The 15,014-nt window shown below is 74.2% G+C and carries 16 protein-coding genes and 1 pseudogene; 11 read left to right on the forward strand and 6 right to left on the reverse strand.

The window, feature by feature from the left end; genetic code table 11:
- Nucleotides 1–78 precede the first annotated feature (78 nt).
- The 4 genes from ACZ514_RS15045 to ACZ514_RS15060 all read left to right on the forward strand — a co-directional run bounded on the left by ACZ514_RS15045 (nt 79) and on the right by ACZ514_RS15060 (nt 3,913).
- A complete protein-coding gene (locus ACZ514_RS15045; protein ID WP_469124887.1) occupies nt 79–1,155 on the forward strand; it encodes a MupA/Atu3671 family FMN-dependent luciferase-like monooxygenase in 1,077 nt (358 codons plus the stop codon).
- A complete protein-coding gene (locus tag ACZ514_RS15050) occupies nt 1,152–2,210 on the forward strand; it encodes a peptidogalycan biosysnthesis protein (RefSeq protein ID WP_469124888.1) in 1,059 nt (352 codons plus the stop codon). Before ACZ514_RS15045 ends, ACZ514_RS15050 begins: the two co-directional genes overlap by 4 nt.
- Nucleotides 2,211–2,251: 41 nt before the next feature.
- Entirely contained in the window at nt 2,252–3,277 is a 1,026-nt protein-coding gene (locus ACZ514_RS15055) for a MupA/Atu3671 family FMN-dependent luciferase-like monooxygenase (RefSeq protein WP_468168188.1), read from the forward strand.
- Between the two features lie 84 nt (nt 3,278–3,361).
- On the forward strand, nt 3,362–3,913 hold the full coding sequence (locus tag ACZ514_RS15060) for an AAA family ATPase (protein ID WP_468168191.1): 552 nt from the start codon (nt 3,362–3,364) through the stop codon (nt 3,911–3,913).
- 71 nt (nt 3,914–3,984) lie between these two features.
- Here ACZ514_RS15060 and ACZ514_RS15065 read toward each other — a convergent pair whose 3' ends face one another.
- Together ACZ514_RS15065 and ACZ514_RS15070 are read right to left on the reverse strand one after the other, a co-directional pair.
- The gene (locus ACZ514_RS15065; protein ID WP_469124889.1) at nt 3,985–5,421 is read right to left on the reverse strand and encodes an AI-2E family transporter; all 1,437 of its coding nucleotides are present in this window, start codon (nt 5,419–5,421) and stop codon (nt 3,985–3,987) included.
- 100 nt (nt 5,422–5,521) lie between these two features.
- The gene (locus ACZ514_RS15070; protein WP_469124890.1) at nt 5,522–7,033 is read right to left on the reverse strand and encodes a hypothetical protein; all 1,512 of its coding nucleotides are present in this window, start codon (nt 7,031–7,033) and stop codon (nt 5,522–5,524) included.
- A gap of 296 nt (nt 7,034–7,329) precedes the next feature.
- Between ACZ514_RS15070 and ACZ514_RS15075 the strand changes: the two genes are divergently transcribed.
- Entirely contained in the window at nt 7,330–7,779 is a 450-nt protein-coding gene (locus ACZ514_RS15075) for an SRPBCC family protein (protein ID WP_468168197.1), read from the forward strand.
- Nucleotides 7,780–7,989: 210 nt separating this feature from the next.
- Here the strand turns inward: ACZ514_RS15075 and ACZ514_RS15080 are convergent, their stop codons facing one another.
- Complete coding sequence (locus ACZ514_RS15080; RefSeq protein WP_468696752.1) at nt 7,990–8,625, reverse strand: response regulator; 636 nt, start codon at nt 8,623–8,625, stop codon at nt 7,990–7,992.
- Nucleotides 8,613–9,707: an ATP-binding protein gene (locus ACZ514_RS15085; protein WP_468168203.1), complete on the reverse strand. Its 1,095-nt coding sequence runs from the start codon at nt 9,705–9,707 to the stop codon at nt 8,613–8,615. Before ACZ514_RS15085 ends, ACZ514_RS15080 begins: the two co-directional genes overlap by 13 nt.
- Nucleotides 9,708–9,905: 198 nt before the next feature.
- Between ACZ514_RS15085 and ACZ514_RS15090 the strand changes: the two genes are divergently transcribed.
- The 3 genes from ACZ514_RS15090 (at nt 9,906) to ACZ514_RS15100 (ending at nt 11,831) form a co-directional block, all read left to right on the forward strand.
- Entirely contained in the window at nt 9,906–10,598 is a 693-nt protein-coding gene (locus tag ACZ514_RS15090; protein WP_469124891.1) for a hypothetical protein, read from the forward strand.
- 51 nt (nt 10,599–10,649) lie between these two features.
- The gene (locus ACZ514_RS15095; protein ID WP_468168209.1) at nt 10,650–11,270 is read left to right on the forward strand and encodes a hypothetical protein; all 621 of its coding nucleotides are present in this window, start codon (nt 10,650–10,652) and stop codon (nt 11,268–11,270) included.
- A gap of 144 nt (nt 11,271–11,414) precedes the next feature.
- Nucleotides 11,415–11,831, forward strand: coding sequence for a hypothetical protein (locus tag ACZ514_RS15100; protein WP_469124892.1), 417 nt, complete (start codon nt 11,415–11,417; stop codon nt 11,829–11,831).
- A 129-nt stretch (nt 11,832–11,960) separates the two neighbouring features.
- Here ACZ514_RS15100 and ACZ514_RS15105 read toward each other — a convergent pair whose 3' ends face one another.
- Nucleotides 11,961–12,653: a C39 family peptidase gene (locus tag ACZ514_RS15105; RefSeq protein ID WP_469124893.1), complete on the reverse strand. Its 693-nt coding sequence runs from the start codon at nt 12,651–12,653 to the stop codon at nt 11,961–11,963.
- Nucleotides 12,650–13,099 carry an arsenate reductase ArsC gene (locus tag ACZ514_RS15110; RefSeq protein ID WP_468696762.1) on the reverse strand — a complete coding sequence of 150 codons (450 nt, stop codon included), beginning with the start codon at nt 13,097–13,099 and terminating at the stop codon, nt 12,650–12,652. Before ACZ514_RS15110 ends, ACZ514_RS15105 begins: the two co-directional genes overlap by 4 nt.
- A gap of 126 nt (nt 13,100–13,225) precedes the next feature.
- On the opposite strand from ACZ514_RS15110, the gene ACZ514_RS15115 reads away from it, so the two are divergent.
- From ACZ514_RS15115 to ACZ514_RS15125, 3 genes and pseudogenes are all read left to right on the forward strand, one after another.
- Nucleotides 13,226–13,540: an ArsR/SmtB family transcription factor gene (locus tag ACZ514_RS15115; RefSeq protein ID WP_468168221.1), complete on the forward strand. Its 315-nt coding sequence runs from the start codon at nt 13,226–13,228 to the stop codon at nt 13,538–13,540.
- Between the two features lie 41 nt (nt 13,541–13,581).
- On the forward strand, nt 13,582–14,376 hold the full coding sequence (locus ACZ514_RS15120) for an aquaporin (RefSeq protein WP_468168223.1): 795 nt from the start codon (nt 13,582–13,584) through the stop codon (nt 14,374–14,376).
- A gap of 66 nt (nt 14,377–14,442) precedes the next feature.
- Nucleotides 14,443–14,986: pseudogene (locus ACZ514_RS15125) on the forward strand (TSUP family transporter); the annotation flags it as partial.
- Nucleotides 14,987–15,014: the final 28 nt, after the last annotated feature.

Here is a 15,014-nt window from a genome sequence, read left to right on the forward strand (position 1 = left end):
GCCGCCCCGCCCCGCGCCGTGCCCCCTCCACCCCGACGACCATCCGCCGGCCACCTCGGCCCCGGCGGGGGAGACCCCATGGAATTCAGCCTGTTCTACTTCGCCGACGACGACACCGCCCAGCCCCCGGCGCGGAGCGGGCCCCCGGCCGGTACCGCCACCGGCAAGTACCGCCTCCTGCTGGAAGGCGCCAGGATCGCCGACCGGGAAGGGCTCTGCGCGGTGTGGACGCCCGAACGTCACTTCCACCGCTTCGGAGGCCTCTACCCCAACCCCGCACTCGCGGGCGCCGCGATCGCCGCCGTCACCGAACGGGTGCAGATCCGGGCCGGCAGCATCGTCGCCCCCCTCCACGACCCGATCCGGATCGTGGAGGACTGGTCCGTGGTCGACAACCTCTCCGGCGGCCGCGCCGGAATGTCCTTCGCCTCCGGCTGGCACGCCACCGATTTCGTCCTGCGGCCCGGAGCCTATGACGACCGGCGCCGACGCGTGACCGAGACCATGGAGGAAGTCCGGCGGCTGTGGAGCGGTGACCCGCTGACGGCCGAGGACGGCGGCGGCAGACGGGTCCAGGTCACCACCCACCCCGCCCCGGTGCAGGCCTTCCCCCGGATGTGGCTCACCAGCGCGGGCTCCGCCGAGACGTTCCGCGCCGCCGGAGACCTCAATGTCGGGCTGCTGACGTACCTCCTGGGACAGGACCGGGACGACCTCGCGGACAAGATCCGCGAGTACCGGGCGGCGGTCCGCCGCGCCAGCGGCAACTCCTGGTCGGGCCACGTCGTCGTGATGGTCCCCACCTACCTCGACACCACCCGGGAACTGGCCAGGGAACGCGTCGCCGGCCCGCTGGCTGCCTACTTGAAGAGCAACTTCCGCCTCATCGCCGGATCACTGCGCCGAGGCGCTGCCTCACTGGACCCCGCGACCCTCAGCGCCGCCGACGTCGACGAGATCGTCCGGCGCTCCCTCGACCACTACTACGAGCACTACGCCCTGTTCGGCACCGTCGGCGACGCGACCGCCGCCGCGGAGGGGATCGCCGAACTCGGCGTCGACGAGATCGCCTGCCTGATCGACTTCGGCGTCGCACCCGAGCAGGCCCTCGCGTCCGTCCCCCGCATCGCCGAACTCGGCCGGGCGTTCCGGTGACCGCGCCGTCCCCGGACCCCACCTGGCGGATCGAGCAGGCCGACGCCATCGAGGACATCGAGGAGGACCTCCTCGGCGGCCTGGCGGTGCCCGGCGGGACCGCGCACTACGTCGCCGAGCTGGCACGCCTCGAACTCGCCGAGTCCCTCCGCGGCACCACCGTCCGGTACCTCCGGGCCCGCGACGGCCACGGACGGTGCGGAGCCGTCCTGCCGGTCTACCGCGCCACCGCGCCACTCCCACCGGTCCTCACCCCGCCGAGCGGCCCCTGGCGCGACGGGGAACCGGTCCACCTGCTCGGTGCGCCCGGCGCGACGGCCAACCAGCTCGCGGTCTCCCCTACGCTGTCCCCGCGGCAGCGGCAGACCTGCACGCGCCTGCTGCTCGACCACGCGCTGTCCCTGGCCGCGCACGACGGCGCCACCGCGGTACTGCTTCCCCTGGCCGACGCCGCCCAACGGGCGCTGGCCACCGCGGCCCTGGCCGAAGCGGGCCGTGCCGGAAGCGTCCTGGTCCACACCGAGCCCGTCGCCGGGCTGGACGTCACCTGGGACAGTTTCGACGGCTACGTCGCCTCCCTGGCCGGCAGCCGCCGCGCCGGCGTACGCAAGGAACGACGCCGGTTCCTGGACAGCGGGATCGTGGTCACCCAGGAACCGGTCCTGGACGTCTGCGAGGAGATCGCGCCGCTCGTCCACCAAGTGGAACAGCGCTACGCGCGGTCCACCACGGTGGACCAGATCGAGTTCTACCTCACCGGACTCGGCCTCGCCATGGACGACAGCGGATTCGCCCTGCTCGCCCGGTCCGGCGGCCGGGCACTGGGGGCCTGCGTCATCTGGGAGCACGACGACGCGTGGGTCATCCGGTGCTGGGGCTGCGACTACGCCAGGACCGACCGGGAATCGCTCTACTTCAACATGGTCTTCTACGAGCCCGTGGCACGCGCCATCGCGCGGAAGGTCCCCCGCATCCACGTGGGCCCCCAGTCCATCGACACGAAGACCGCCCGGGGCTGCACCGTCGAGGAGCTGCACACGCTCCTCGTCCGGTGACCCGAGCCGCCGCCCCTACGCCCGACACCGTGGAGAACCCGATGGACCTGAGCCTTTTCTATTTCGCGGACGAATCCCAGGACGACGAGGACCGCTACCGGATGCTCATGGAGGGCGCCCGCTTCGCCGACACCCACGGCTTCACCGCGGTGTGGACCCCCGAACGGCACTTCCACCCGTTCGGCGGGGGATACCCCAACCCCGCGCTGACCAGCGCCGCCGTGGCAGCCGTGACCGAGCGGGTCGCCATCCGGGCGGGCAGCGTCGTGGCCCCGCTGCACTCGCCCGTACGGATCGCCGAGGAATGGGCCGTCGTGGACAACCTCTCGCACGGACGCGTGGGAGTGTCGTTCGCGTCCGGCTGGCACAGTACGGACTTCGCACTGCGCCCGGAGAACTACGCGGACCGCAAACAGGTCGCCGCCGCGACGGTCGACACCGTCCGCCGGTTGTGGCGGCGCGAAGAGGTCGACCTCACCGACGGCACGGGAGAACCGGTGCGGGTCCGGACCTTCCCCCCGCCCGTCCAGCCGGAACTGCCGGTCTGGCTCACCACCTCCGGCAGCGTCGAGACGTTCCGCGCGGCGGGCCGGCTGGGCGTCGGGCTCCTCACCCACCTGCTCGGACAGGACGTCGACGACCTCACCCACGGCATAGCCGAGTACCGGCGCGCCTTCGCCGACGCCCACCAGGGCGACGGCCACGTCGTCCTGATGCTGCACACCTTCGTCGGCACCGACCGCGACGCCGTACGCGGCATCGTGCGGAAGCCCTTCAGCGACTACCTGCGCAGCTCGGTGAACCTGTCCGCACGCACCGGGGCCGCCCCGGAGCCCGACGAGGACCTCGACCCCGAGGACATCGACTTCCTCGTCGAGCAGTCCTTCAACCGGTACTTCGAGACCAGCGGCCTGTTCGGGACCGTGGACGACGCGCTGGCCGTGGTCCGCCGGATGGAAGCGATCGGGGTCGACGAGATCGCCTGCCTGATCGATTTCGTCGGTGACACGGACGAGGTCCTGAACGGCCTCGTCCACCTCGACGCGGTGCGCCGCGCCTGCGGCTGACGCGTCCGCCGCCGGCCAGCGTGGCCGGCGCCGGTCTGCGCCGTTCGGCCGCGCGGGGCGGTCGCCGGCTGGCAGGCTGCTTCCATGGACCACGCGGAAGTACTGCTCATCGGAGGGCGGGCCGGAGCCGGCAAGACGACGGTGGGCTGGGAGGTTTCAGCGAGACTGCGTGCCGTGGCGGTCGCCCATGCGGTCATCGACGGTGACTTCATGGGGCAGGTGCACCCGGCACCGGAGGGGGACCCCGACCGCTCGGGGATCACCGAGAGCAACCTGACGGCCGTGTGGGAGAACCTCACCCGGCGCGGCTACCGCCGTCTTGTCTACACGAACACCGCGAGCGTGCTGCCGGAGGCGACCGGCATGTTCGAGCGTGCCATGGGGGCGGGGGTGCGCATCACGCGGGTCCTGCTCACCGCTTCCGACGCCACCGCCCGCGAACGGCTGTTCGGCAGGGAGATCGGCTCGGAGCTGGAGCAGGAGCTGACGGGCGGAGTCCGCACGGCACGGCTTCTGGACGAGCGTGCCTGCGCGGGCACCGTACGGGTGGTGACGGACGGACGGCCCGTCGTGGACATCGCGCGCGAGGTGGTCGACGCCACCGGCTGGGCCGGGCGCGACGCCGCCGGCCGCTGACCGCCGTTCCGGGGGCCGAGGGACGCGCCGCGACCGGGGGCCGCGGCGTGCGCGGACGACGGGGCGGCCGGCTACGGCGGGTTCTCCTCGCGGTCCGGGGGGCCGGGCGCGGGGCGGTCTGCTGCGCGCCGGGCCTCCTCCTCCCGGTCCCCGTACCGGTCCTCGTCCTGGTACCGGTCCTCCTCCCGTGCCGCCGCGCGGTCCGCGTGCCCGGCCGCGTCCCGGTCCGCGCCGGCGTCCGCGCCCGGCCGTACCGCCCCTACCCGGCCGGCGCCGCCGGAGTCCGGTTCCCCGTCCGGGTCCTCGCCGGCGCCCGCGCGGAGGTGGCCGACGACCGTGTTGGTGACGGCGGCCAGCGGGACCGCGATGACCGCCCCGCCGATGCCGGCGACCAGCCCGCCCGTGGCGACCGCCAGGACCACGGCCAGGGGGTGGACCCGGACCGCGCGCCCCAGGATGAACGGCTGGAGGACGTGCCCTTCGATCTGCTGGACGAGGAGCACCACCATCAGGGTCATCACCGCGGTGAACAGCCCCTGCGTGACCAGGGCGACGATCACCGCGAGCGCGCCCGAGGCGACCGCTCCGATCAGCGGTACGAACGAGGCCAGGAAGATCACCACGGCGATGGGCACGGCGAGCGGCACCCCGAGGAAGTGGATGCCGACACCGATGAAGACCGCGTCGATCATGGCGACGATCATCGTTCCGCGCACGTACGCGGTCAGGGTGCGCCAGGCCGGCGGGCCCGCCCCGGCGACCGCGGGCCGCGCCGCGGCCGGCACGAGGCGCAGGGTCCACTCCCAGATGCGTCTGCCGTCGTACAGCAGGAAGAGCGTGCAGAAGACCGTCAGCAGCACCCCGGTGATCAGCTCGACCAGGAGGGTCACGCCGTGGAGACCGGTCGAGGCGATGGTGTCGGCGCCCGTGCCGATCGCATCGTTCAGCCGGCCCGCGATGTCGCCGATCTGCTCCTCGGTCACGTGGAAGGGGCTGTTCAGGAGCCGGCGCTTCAGCTCCTCGATGCCCTCCTGGAGGCGGCTGGACAGGCTGCCGAGGTTGTTGAGCACCTGCCACACGACGAACCAGCCCGCCAGCCCGAGGACGACGAACCCGCAGACCGCCGTGACCACGGTGGCCGGTCCCCGGGACAGGCCCCAGCGCTGCAGGCGGGCGACCGTCGGCAGGAGCAGCGCGGTGACCAGCAGCGCCGCGACGAACACGAGCGCGATCAGCCGCACGGACCCGATCACCCGCATCAGGATCCACAGGGCGGCGGCGATGACCACGAAGCGCCAGCCCACCTCGGCCGCGACCCGTATGCCCCAGGGCACCTCCTGCGCGGGCGCCGCGGAAGCGGGGCGGGGCCGCTGGGCGGCGGCCCGTACCTCCCGCATCCGCTCGGCCCCGGCTCGCGCCTCGTGACGCGCCAGGGCCCGCGCCCTGCGCTCGCCGAACGCGGCGGCGCCGCCCCTGACCCGATCGGCCCAGCTGCGGATGACGTGCACGACGCACCACCTCCTACGCCCACCAGCCCGTCTGCCCCCGCCGCGCGTGATCAGACGGCCCCGGCCGGCCCGGCGCCCGGCACGGCCCGGTCGGGGCCGCCTACCGCACGGCGGGTGGTGGCGCGGGTGCCAGGAACGCGCGGTACCCGGGGCGGCCCGGCAGGCCGGGCAGGGGATGGGGGCGCCAGCCCCGGGCCCAGCGGGGCGGTGGGGAGCCGCCCGGCACCAGCACGGCCGTCGGCCGCGTACGCGCCAGCGAGACGAGCTCGCGCGCGGTGATGCTGCCGTCGTGGCCCCCGTACACCTGACGGGCGGCGCATCCGGTGGCGAAAGCGGCCCGGACCGCCTCGGCGCCGCTGAGCGTGCACGGGGGGCGTACGCCCAGACGGCGCAGCTCTCCGGCGACCGCGGTGAACGCCGCGCGGTCGGCCCGGCTGCGGGCCGCCGCGGCACCGGCGATGGTGAACTGCAGGGCCACATGGGCCACCAGGGCCGCGCACAGCGCGCTCAGCGCGAGCGGACGGGCCCGGCACGCGGCGAACAGCCGGTCCACGCACAGGGCGACAGGGATGGCGAGCAGGGCGTAGGCGGGCAGCAGGAAGCGGGGAGCCGCATAGCCGATCATCAGCAGGTACGGCACGGCGAGGAACAGCGCGACCACCGTGGCCAGGCCGACCCGCCTCCCCGTTCCGCCGCGGTGTGCGGACAGCAGCCCGGCCGCTGTCAGCGGAGGCAGGGCCAGCCACCACAGGCCCGTGACGGGCCGCGACCACGGCACATCGCAGGGACGGCACAGCGTCCGCCCGCCGAGTGAGCGCAGCTGGTCGGCGAAGGCCGGGTTCCAGCCCAGACCGCCCTGGATCTCGCTCGCCCTCCGGAGCCTCGGCAGGACACCGCCGTAGCGGAGGTGGGCCTCGACGGCCCACTCCGCGCAGCCCGCCCCGAGGCCCGCCACCACGGCCGCCGCGAGAGCGGCCCGCGACCGGGGAGGGAGCGCCGGCACGGCGCCGAGCAGGGGCACGGTCAGCCATACCGCGTCCCCGGGACGCATCAGCGCGGCGAACGCCACCCCCGCGGCGGCACCCGCCACCGCGAGGCGGTCCCGGGGATCGCGGGCCGCCCTCAGGAAACACCCGACGGTGAAGAGCGCGCCGAGGGCCACCCAGAGGTTCGGCATGGCCTGGGGCCCGTAGAACAGGGTGATCCACAGCCCCGCGAACAGGCCGCCCGCCAGGGCGAGCACGCGGGTGGGGAGCAGCCCCCGCCACGCCCACAGGGAGAGCAGCAGTCCCGCCGCCGCCAGCACGGCCAGGTAGACCCGTAGCGCCGGTACGGAGGAGGTGAGCGCGGTGACCGGGGCGACGAGGTAGGTGATGCCGCGGGCACGCGGCGCGCTGAAGAACGCCGCCGGGGCCTCGGCGGCGACCTGGCTGACGTACACCGTCTCGTCCCACCCGAGCCCGGTGCCCGGTACGACGAGGAGGAGCTGGACGACGCCGTACGCGGCGGCGACCGACCCCAGCCGCACCAGGTCCCCCCGACGGCCGCGGGCCGTCACCGGGCCGGCCCGGGCGGTGGGGGGATCCGGCACCGTGATGGCCTTCTGCGGCATCGCCGTCGTACCTCCGACGCGAAGGGGGCGGGTGCACCACCCTGCCCGGCACGGGCCGCCCGCGCATTCCGGGCGCCGGGGCGAGGAGCCGCGCTACGGCGTCGGCGGCGGACGGGCGAGCGGAAGGGGGCCGGATGCGCCGACACGCCCGCCGTCCGCCTTCCGGAAGGGTGGTGTGCCGCGGCCGGGCAGGGGCAGGAGCGGCCGGGGGGAAGACATGACGAGTCTTCCCCGTCCGCCCGACCGCCCGAACAGGGCGCAAGGGCGGCCGCCCACGCAAGGAACGAGGATCGGTCATGTCGCAGGTCAAGGAATCCATCGAGGTCAACGTCCCGATCACCACCGCCTACAACCAGTGGACGCAGTTCGAGTCGTTCCCCGAGTTCATGGACGGGGTCGAGCACATCGAGCAGCGCACCGACACGCTCACCCACTGGGTGACGAAGATCGGCGGCGTGGAGCGCGAGTTCGACGCGGAGATCACCGAGCAGGTCCCCGACAGCAAGGTCGCCTGGGTCACCGTGGGGGGCGAAACGGAGCAGTCGGGTCTGGTCACCTTCCGCCCGATCGACCCGGCCCATACCGAGGTCACGCTGATGATGGACTTCGATCCCGACGGGATGGCCGAGAACATCGGCGACAAGCTCGGCTTCGTCGACCGCCAGGTCAAGGGCGACCTCAAGCGGTTCAAGCACTTCATCGAGGACCGCGGCCGCGAGACCGGCGCCTGGCGCGGCAGCGTCTGACCACGGCGCACCCGCCACCCCCGGCGCCCCGCACCACCTTCCAAGTCCCGTTCCCGCGGGCGGGTTTGGGCACCCGGATCGGGGACATGCGGGTCAGTGGCGACGGCACGTCTCACCGGGCCGGCGGGAACCCCCGCCGCCGGTGACCGCGAGCGGCACCCTTCTCCCCGGTGCCGCTCGCGGGCCGTCCGCCGCCCGGCGTGGCACCGCTCAGGAGTGGAAGCCGTCCTCCTGGGCCCGTCGGGCCAGTTCGATCTTCGTGTGCGCCGGGCGGCCCGCCCGGCGGTACTTCTCCTTGACCTGGTCCAGGTAGTACTTCGCCGTGTTGACGCTGATCCCCGCGCGCCGGGCGGTCGCCTTCAGGGTCAGTCCGGACGCGTAGTCGCGCAGGACCTGCCGCTCGCGCGGAGCCAGGCGCGGGCGCGCCGGACCGGTGTCGCTGAACCAGGCGAAGGCGAGTTCCGGGGAGTGCGCCGTGCCGCCCGCGGCCACCGCCTCGACGGCCTCGACCAGGGAGTCCAGCGCGTGGTCCTTGGTCAGGTAGCCGTCGGCTCCGGCCGCCACGGCCGCCACGACCCTCCCGCGGTCCGCCACCGTGCTGATCACCAGGACCCGGCTTCCCGCCTCGCGCACCCGCCGCACGTTCTCTTCGGGAACCGATCCGTCGCGCAGCACCAGGTCCAGCAGCACCACCTCGGCGGCCGCCGCCGGACCGGCCAGCAGCTCGTCCACCGTGGCGGCGGTCCCCAGGAGGCGCAGTCTCCGCTGCCCGGACAACCAGGAGCACAACCCGTCGAGCAGCATGCGGTCGTCGTCCACCACGGCCACGTCGATCACGCGGGCCACCGCAGCTCCACGACGGTCCCCTCGCCGGGACGGCTGTCGACCCAGGCCGCACCCCCGACGGAGGCCATCCTCCCGTACACCGAACGCCGCAAGCCGGTACCGGAACCGCGGCGGGCGGCGTCGCGGGAGTCGAACCCGGCGCCGCGGTCGGCCACGGTCACCACCACACCCCCCTCGTCCCCCACCACGGTGCAGTGGGCCGACGAGATCCCGGCATGCCTGCGTACGTTGTTCAACGCCTCCCGCACGGCGGCGGCCAGCGCCCCGGCGACGTGCGCGGGCACCTCCGGCACCGCGTGGTACCGGGCGCTGACCACCAGCCCCAGCCCCTCCGCGGAGCGCACCACCTCCTCCAAGGAGGCGCCCACCCCCGCCATCCCCTCGGAGGGGGAACCGGAGCGGCGCTGCGCGCCCTCCTCCAGCTGGACCAGCCGCCGCAGATAGGCCGCTTCGCGCGCGCAGCGGTCCCGGACGGCCGGAGCGTTGGCGTCCACCCGGCCGGCGGCGATCGTGGACAGCGTGGCGAGCACCGTGTCGTGCAGCGCCGCGTGGTGGGCCGCCCGCTCGGCCTGCCGCGCCCGCGCCACCTCGGCCACGACGGCCCGTTCCTGCGCGGCGTCCAGCAGCGTCCCCTGGCGGCGCACGTACCACCAGCAGGCTCCGGCCAGCACCGCGCACTCGAGGAGCGCGGCGACGTGCCGCAGGAGATCCGCGGGCCCGGAACCCGGCACCGCCCCGTACAGGGCCAGCGACGTGGCCAGCAGGAGCGCGACCGACCCGGCGAGCCCACGCCGGTCGAGCACGACGACGACGGCCGTCACCGCCGACAGCGCCTGCACCATCAGCCAGCCGTGGGGCGTCACCGCCGGACCGGCCCCCAGGACGGCGAGGGCGGCCCACGGCAGCGCACAGCCCGTCACCAGCACGTCCACCCACACCCACGCGGGGCGCAGCCGGCCCCGTACCAGGGCCGGTCCGTACACGGCCGCGCTGACGGCACAGACGACGGCGAAGACGCCGACCGCCCCCACGTCCACCTCGCCCCCGCCCACCACGCCGGCCGCGAAGAACAGGTGCGCCATCCGAAAGAGCCCGGCCACGGTGACGGCCACGGCGCGCGCACGTCCAAGCCCCACTCCCCACCCCCCGCGCAGACGATCCCCCGCCGCGCCACCCCCCTGAACTGGCGGGTGCCGCGCGTTCAGTGGATCTCGATACGTTTCCCGGCGTCAAGACGGTCCCCGGACAGGAGACCGCCACCACCGCCGAAGGAGTTCGCGTTGAACCGATCGTCCCTCTCGGGCCTGCTGCGCCCGGCCGCCGTCGCCGTCGCCGCGACGGCCTGCCTCATCGCGGGTGCCGCCGGCGCCCGGGCGGCCACCGCCGCGGCCGGCCCCGTGCAACTGCGCTACACCGGCATCGGAGGCGGGCCGCTGAACATCGCCCAGCGCGCCGCCCTGGAAGCGGCCCTCGCCAAGGCCGCCGCGACGGGCTTCAGCGGCAACCAGTGCCGGATCACCAACGGCACGGACTTCCAGCAGACGGCCGGGTACTGGACCTCCACCCGCGAGATCACCTGCGTGGGCGAGCCGGCGGTCAGCGCCGCGCAGCTCTCCCTGGACCGGTACTTGAAGCCCGGCAAGGACCACCTCAGCAGCGTGTGGCACGTCCCCGACGGCTACAACCGCGAGGGCTCCCTGGGCCGTCTCCTCACGAGCGCCGCCCCGGGCACCAACCCCCTCTACCTGTGCGTGGTGCGGGGAGACAACTTCCTCTCCCGCGACGTCAACTGCGAGGGCCAGCAGTACGTGACGCGCCTCGGCTGGATCCACGACGGCCCGCCCGCAGGGGTGGCGGGCGCCCCCGTGTACCGCTGCCTGGTCAACCAGTCGCGGGAACTGTTCGAGTCGAACGACCCGAACTGCGAGGGCCAGATCGTCGGCGGCCCGCTGGGCTACACCGTCACCGGCTGAGCCCCGGACCGACGACCGAAGACCGACGACCAGCAGGGGGGACCGGATCTCATGGCACTACGGAAGAGCACGCGCGCGGCGGTCACGGCGGCCGTGGCCACCGCACTGACGGTGCTGGCCTCGGGAGCCGAGGCGGCCGCCGTCGAATGGCGGCCGCGGCCGGGCATGGTGTACCTGTCCGACATGCCGAAGGACGGCACGACCTGGTACGGCGCGCCGGCCGTGCGGGGCTGGAACGACCTCACCACCTGCTACGGCTTCTGGCCGGGCGGCCAGGCGCCCGAGGTGAACGTGTGGAGCCGCGAGGTCGCCACGTCAGAGACGGCCGCGGGCAGGCAGAACACCGTGGTCTTCGAGACGGAAGCCGAGGCCGCCGCCTTCGCCGTCCGCGCCCGGCAGGCCTTCGCGGACTGCCCGCGGCTCTACGAAGGGCCCTCCACCGTGGTGACCGGATTCGACTACGGGGCGGTGGACGTGGAAGAGGGCGTCTCCGTCCAGGGCATGCGCCTGACGTACACCTTCGACCCCGGCCTCTACCACAACCACCTCTTCGGAGTGGGCCGCGACGGTGACACCGTCACCCTCCTCGAGTGGGAGAGCAACTGGAGCGCCCCTCCGGTGGACTACTTCAAGAACACCACGATGCGCAACGTCGTCAACCGCCTCTACTGACGGCCGGCCCGCCGGCGGACGACGAGGTCCACCCCCCCGTCGTCCGCCGGCGAGGCGGATACGTCCAACTCGGCGCGTCCCGGGGCGAGTAGGGTGGCGGAAGCTTCTGTTCGCTCCAGGTTCGTCCGACGGAGAGGAAGAGACATGCGCAAGCTCCTGATGGTGATGGCCGCGGCCGCGATGACGGCGGTCGGTTTCGCCGCGCCGGCGCAGGCCGCCGTGAACGACGTGGACATGCCCTTCGGCATGGCCTACGGCAACAGCACCACGTCCGGCACGATCCACTTCACCGACGGGTACACCGCCACCGTCTCCGGCGTCGTCCACGCGGCGAGCGGCTACCGGCGGGTGTGCGCCTACGGCGCGAACGGCGACGCGAGGTCGGGTCTCATCTGCAGCCCGTTCGCGCAGGCGGGCGGGCCGGACCAGCTCCTCGCCGGATCACTGAGGATCACGGTCCCGGGCGGCGTCCAGCGGGTCTACCTCACGATGTACGACGGGAGCAACGTCCGTCTGGCCGAGGAGTTCTGCACCCGCAACGGCTGTACGCGGGTCTTCTGAGCCGGCTGCCGCGCCCCCGGCCGCGGCGGCGGTCCTCCCGGCCCGGTCCCCCGCCCGGGCGGAGGCAGGGCGGAGGCAGGGCGGTGACGTCCCGCTTCGGCGCGGTGGGGGCGGGGGAGCGGGTGCGGATCAGCCGGCCGGGCGGCCGAGCGCGACGCCGCGACCGGCGTAGTAGCGGCGCATCACCGGCCAGGGGACGTCGGCGAACTCCTGTGAACCGCCGTGCCAGCCGGACGGGTTGTGGATCGTGACCGAGTCCCGGTCCGCGCCCACGGCCAGCACAAGGTGCCCTCCGCGCTGGGGCGGCTCGGCGTCCCCGCCGCGCACGTCCGGGTGGACGGACAGCATGACGAGGCGGCCGGCGTGCAGCTGGTACGCGACCTCGTGCGGCGGGAGGCACGGCCGGGATTCGGCGTGGAGGCCGAAGCGGTCCCGGGTGTGGCGGGCGAAGGGCTCGTAGATCAGCCCGTGCAGGCCGCCCTCCTTCGGTACGTACGCGCCCGCTTCGAGGTACTCCTTGCCGAGGGTGACGCTCGGGGGCGCGTCGAGGCCCCAGTGGGCCAGCGCCATCCGCAGGCAGGCCATGCCGCACACCCGCCAGGACCAGAAGGCGTACTCCTCGGGGGAGCCGGCGCCGGAGGCCCGCCAGCGGGGGTCGTCGGCGGCGTCCAGGCGGCCCGTGACGATCTCCGAGACCAGCTCGGGCGACTCCCACTGCGCGAAGTACGGCACCTCGTGGCGGACGGGCCGGCACGCGGAGAGGGGCGGAACGGGCCCCGGCGGGGCGGGACGGGACCGCTCGGGGGTCGCCGGGGAGGTCACGCCCGGCTCGCGGCGTCGATCTCGGCGATGAGGCCCTCGACGAGGCCCCGGATCTCGTCGCGGATCGGGCGGACGGCCTCGACGCCCTGGCCGGCCGGGTCCTCGAGCTGCCAGTCGAGGTAGGTCTTGCCGGGGAAGTACGGGCAGGCGTCGCCGCAGCCCATGGTGATGATGTAGTCGGAGGCCTGAGCGGCCTCGGGGGTGAGCACCTTCGGCTTCTGTCCGGAGATGTCGATGCCCAGCTCGGCCATGGCGGCCACAGCGGAGGGGTTGACCCGGTCACCGGGGACGGAGCCCGCGGAGCGGACCTCGACGCGGTCGCCCGCCAGGTGGCGCAGGAACCCGGCCGCCATCTGGGAGCGGCCCGCGTTGTGGACGCAGACGAAGAGGACGGAGGCGGCGGGAGGTACCTCCCGGCCGCCGGGCCGGGGGAGGGCGGAGGTCATCTCTTCTTCCTTGGGGTGAGTCGACTGCGGTGGGGGCGGTTCCGGGGCGATCGGCGCTCCACCGGGTGAGGCGATCACATCAGCTCAGACTGGTATCAGGCGCAGCTGATGTGAGAGTATCAGCACATGATGACGTCAGTCGACACTGAACTGATCCGGGTGCTGGCCGACCCGCTCAGGCTCCGGATCGTGACCCTGCTCGCGCACGAGACCCTCTGCACCACCCACCTCGTCGAGGAGACGGGTGCCAGACAGACGAACCTCTCCAACCATCTGAAGGTGCTGCGCGAGACCGGGGTCGTCGAGACGGAGCCCTGCGGGAGGTACGTCTACTACCGGCTGCGCCCGGACGTCATCGAAACCCTCGCCGGTCAGTTCGCCGGCCTCGCCCGGACCGCGCGCGCCACCGCCGAAGCGAACCTCAAGCGGTCCTGCCCGTAGCCCGCTGTCCGTCCGTCCCGCCCGCCCGAGGAGAACCCGTCTTGACCGCCACCGAGCGCGTCGCCGCCGCCCCCGCGGCGGAGCCCGCCACCGCCACCGAAGCCCCCCGGCCCGCACCCGGCGCGACCCCGCCCCGCACGCCGCTGACCGCCCGCGCCGCCGCCGAACTGGTGGGCACCGCCGCGCTGGTGGCGGTGGTCGTCGGCTCCGGCATCCAGGCCACCGCGCTCACCGACGACGTGGCGCTCCAGCTCCTCGCCAACTCCACCGCCACGGTCTTCGGCCTCGGCGTCCTGATAGCCCTCCTCGGCCCGGTCTCCGGCGCGCACTTCAACCCGGCCGTCACCCTGGCCGAGTGGTGGACCGCCCGCGGCGGCGGCGCCGGGGTCACCGCCCGCGAGCTGGCCGTGTACGTGCCTTCGCAGACCGCCGGCGCCATCGCGGGCGCCATCCTGGCGGACGCCATGTTCGGTGAGCCGCTGGTGAAGTGGTCCACCCACGACCGCTCCGCGGGCAACCTCCTCCTCGGTGAGGTCGTCGCCACCGCGGGGCTCGTCCTGCTGGTCTTCGGCCTGGCCCGCACCGACCGGCTGCGCTTCGCCCCCGTCGCGGTCGCCTCGTACATCGGCGCCGCGTACTGGTTCACCTCCTCCACCTCCTTCGCCAACCCGGCGGTGACCATCGGCCGCGCCTTCACGGACACCTTCGCCGGCATCGCCCCCGCCTCCGTGGCCGGCTTCATCGGCATGCAGCTGATCGGCGCGGCGGTGGGCCTGACCCTGGTCGCGGTCATCTTCAGGCGCGGCAGGACGCACCCCGGGACGCCCGTGGCATGAGCTGGAGCAGGGTGTGCGCGTCGCGCCACAGCCGCCACGGAAGGCCGCCTTCCTCCGCTCTTCGTGAACATCGCGTTCAACGTCGTCGCCGGCCCCGGAGCCCTGTGGCGCCACGGCCGGACCGGCGCCCTGCGCGGTCCACTGACCCGCCGCCTGGTGGCCGGCGCCCTTCCCGGGGTGTGCGTGGGCGCCGTGATCCGCGTCCTCGCCCGTCCCGGCCCGGCCGTTTTCCGGCACCTCATCGCCGCTCTCCTGCTCCCGCTGGGACTGTGGCTGTGCGTCCGTACGCTCCGCCCCCACGCGAACGGCCCGCCGCCGAACCGTCCGCCCTACGGTCACCGGCCTCGCCCTGGCCGCCGGTGTGGTGGGCGGCGTCTACGGGATCGGCGGCGGGTCCCTCCTCGGCCCGATCCTCGCCGGCCGGGGCCTGCCCGTCGCCCGCGTCGCCCCGGCCGCCCTTGCCGCGACCTTCGTGACGTCCGTCGTCGGCGCGGCGGCCTTCGCGCCGCTGTCCCCGGCGGGCGGCGGAGAAGCGGCTCCCGACTGGAGCCTGGGCCTGGCCTGCGGTGCGGGCGGCCTGATCGGCGGCTGCCTCGGCGCCCGCCTGCAGCGCACCTGACGCCGCGAGCGCAGGTCCC

The sequence above is a fragment of the Streptomyces sp. NPDC034086 genome, from assembly GCF_055575515.1.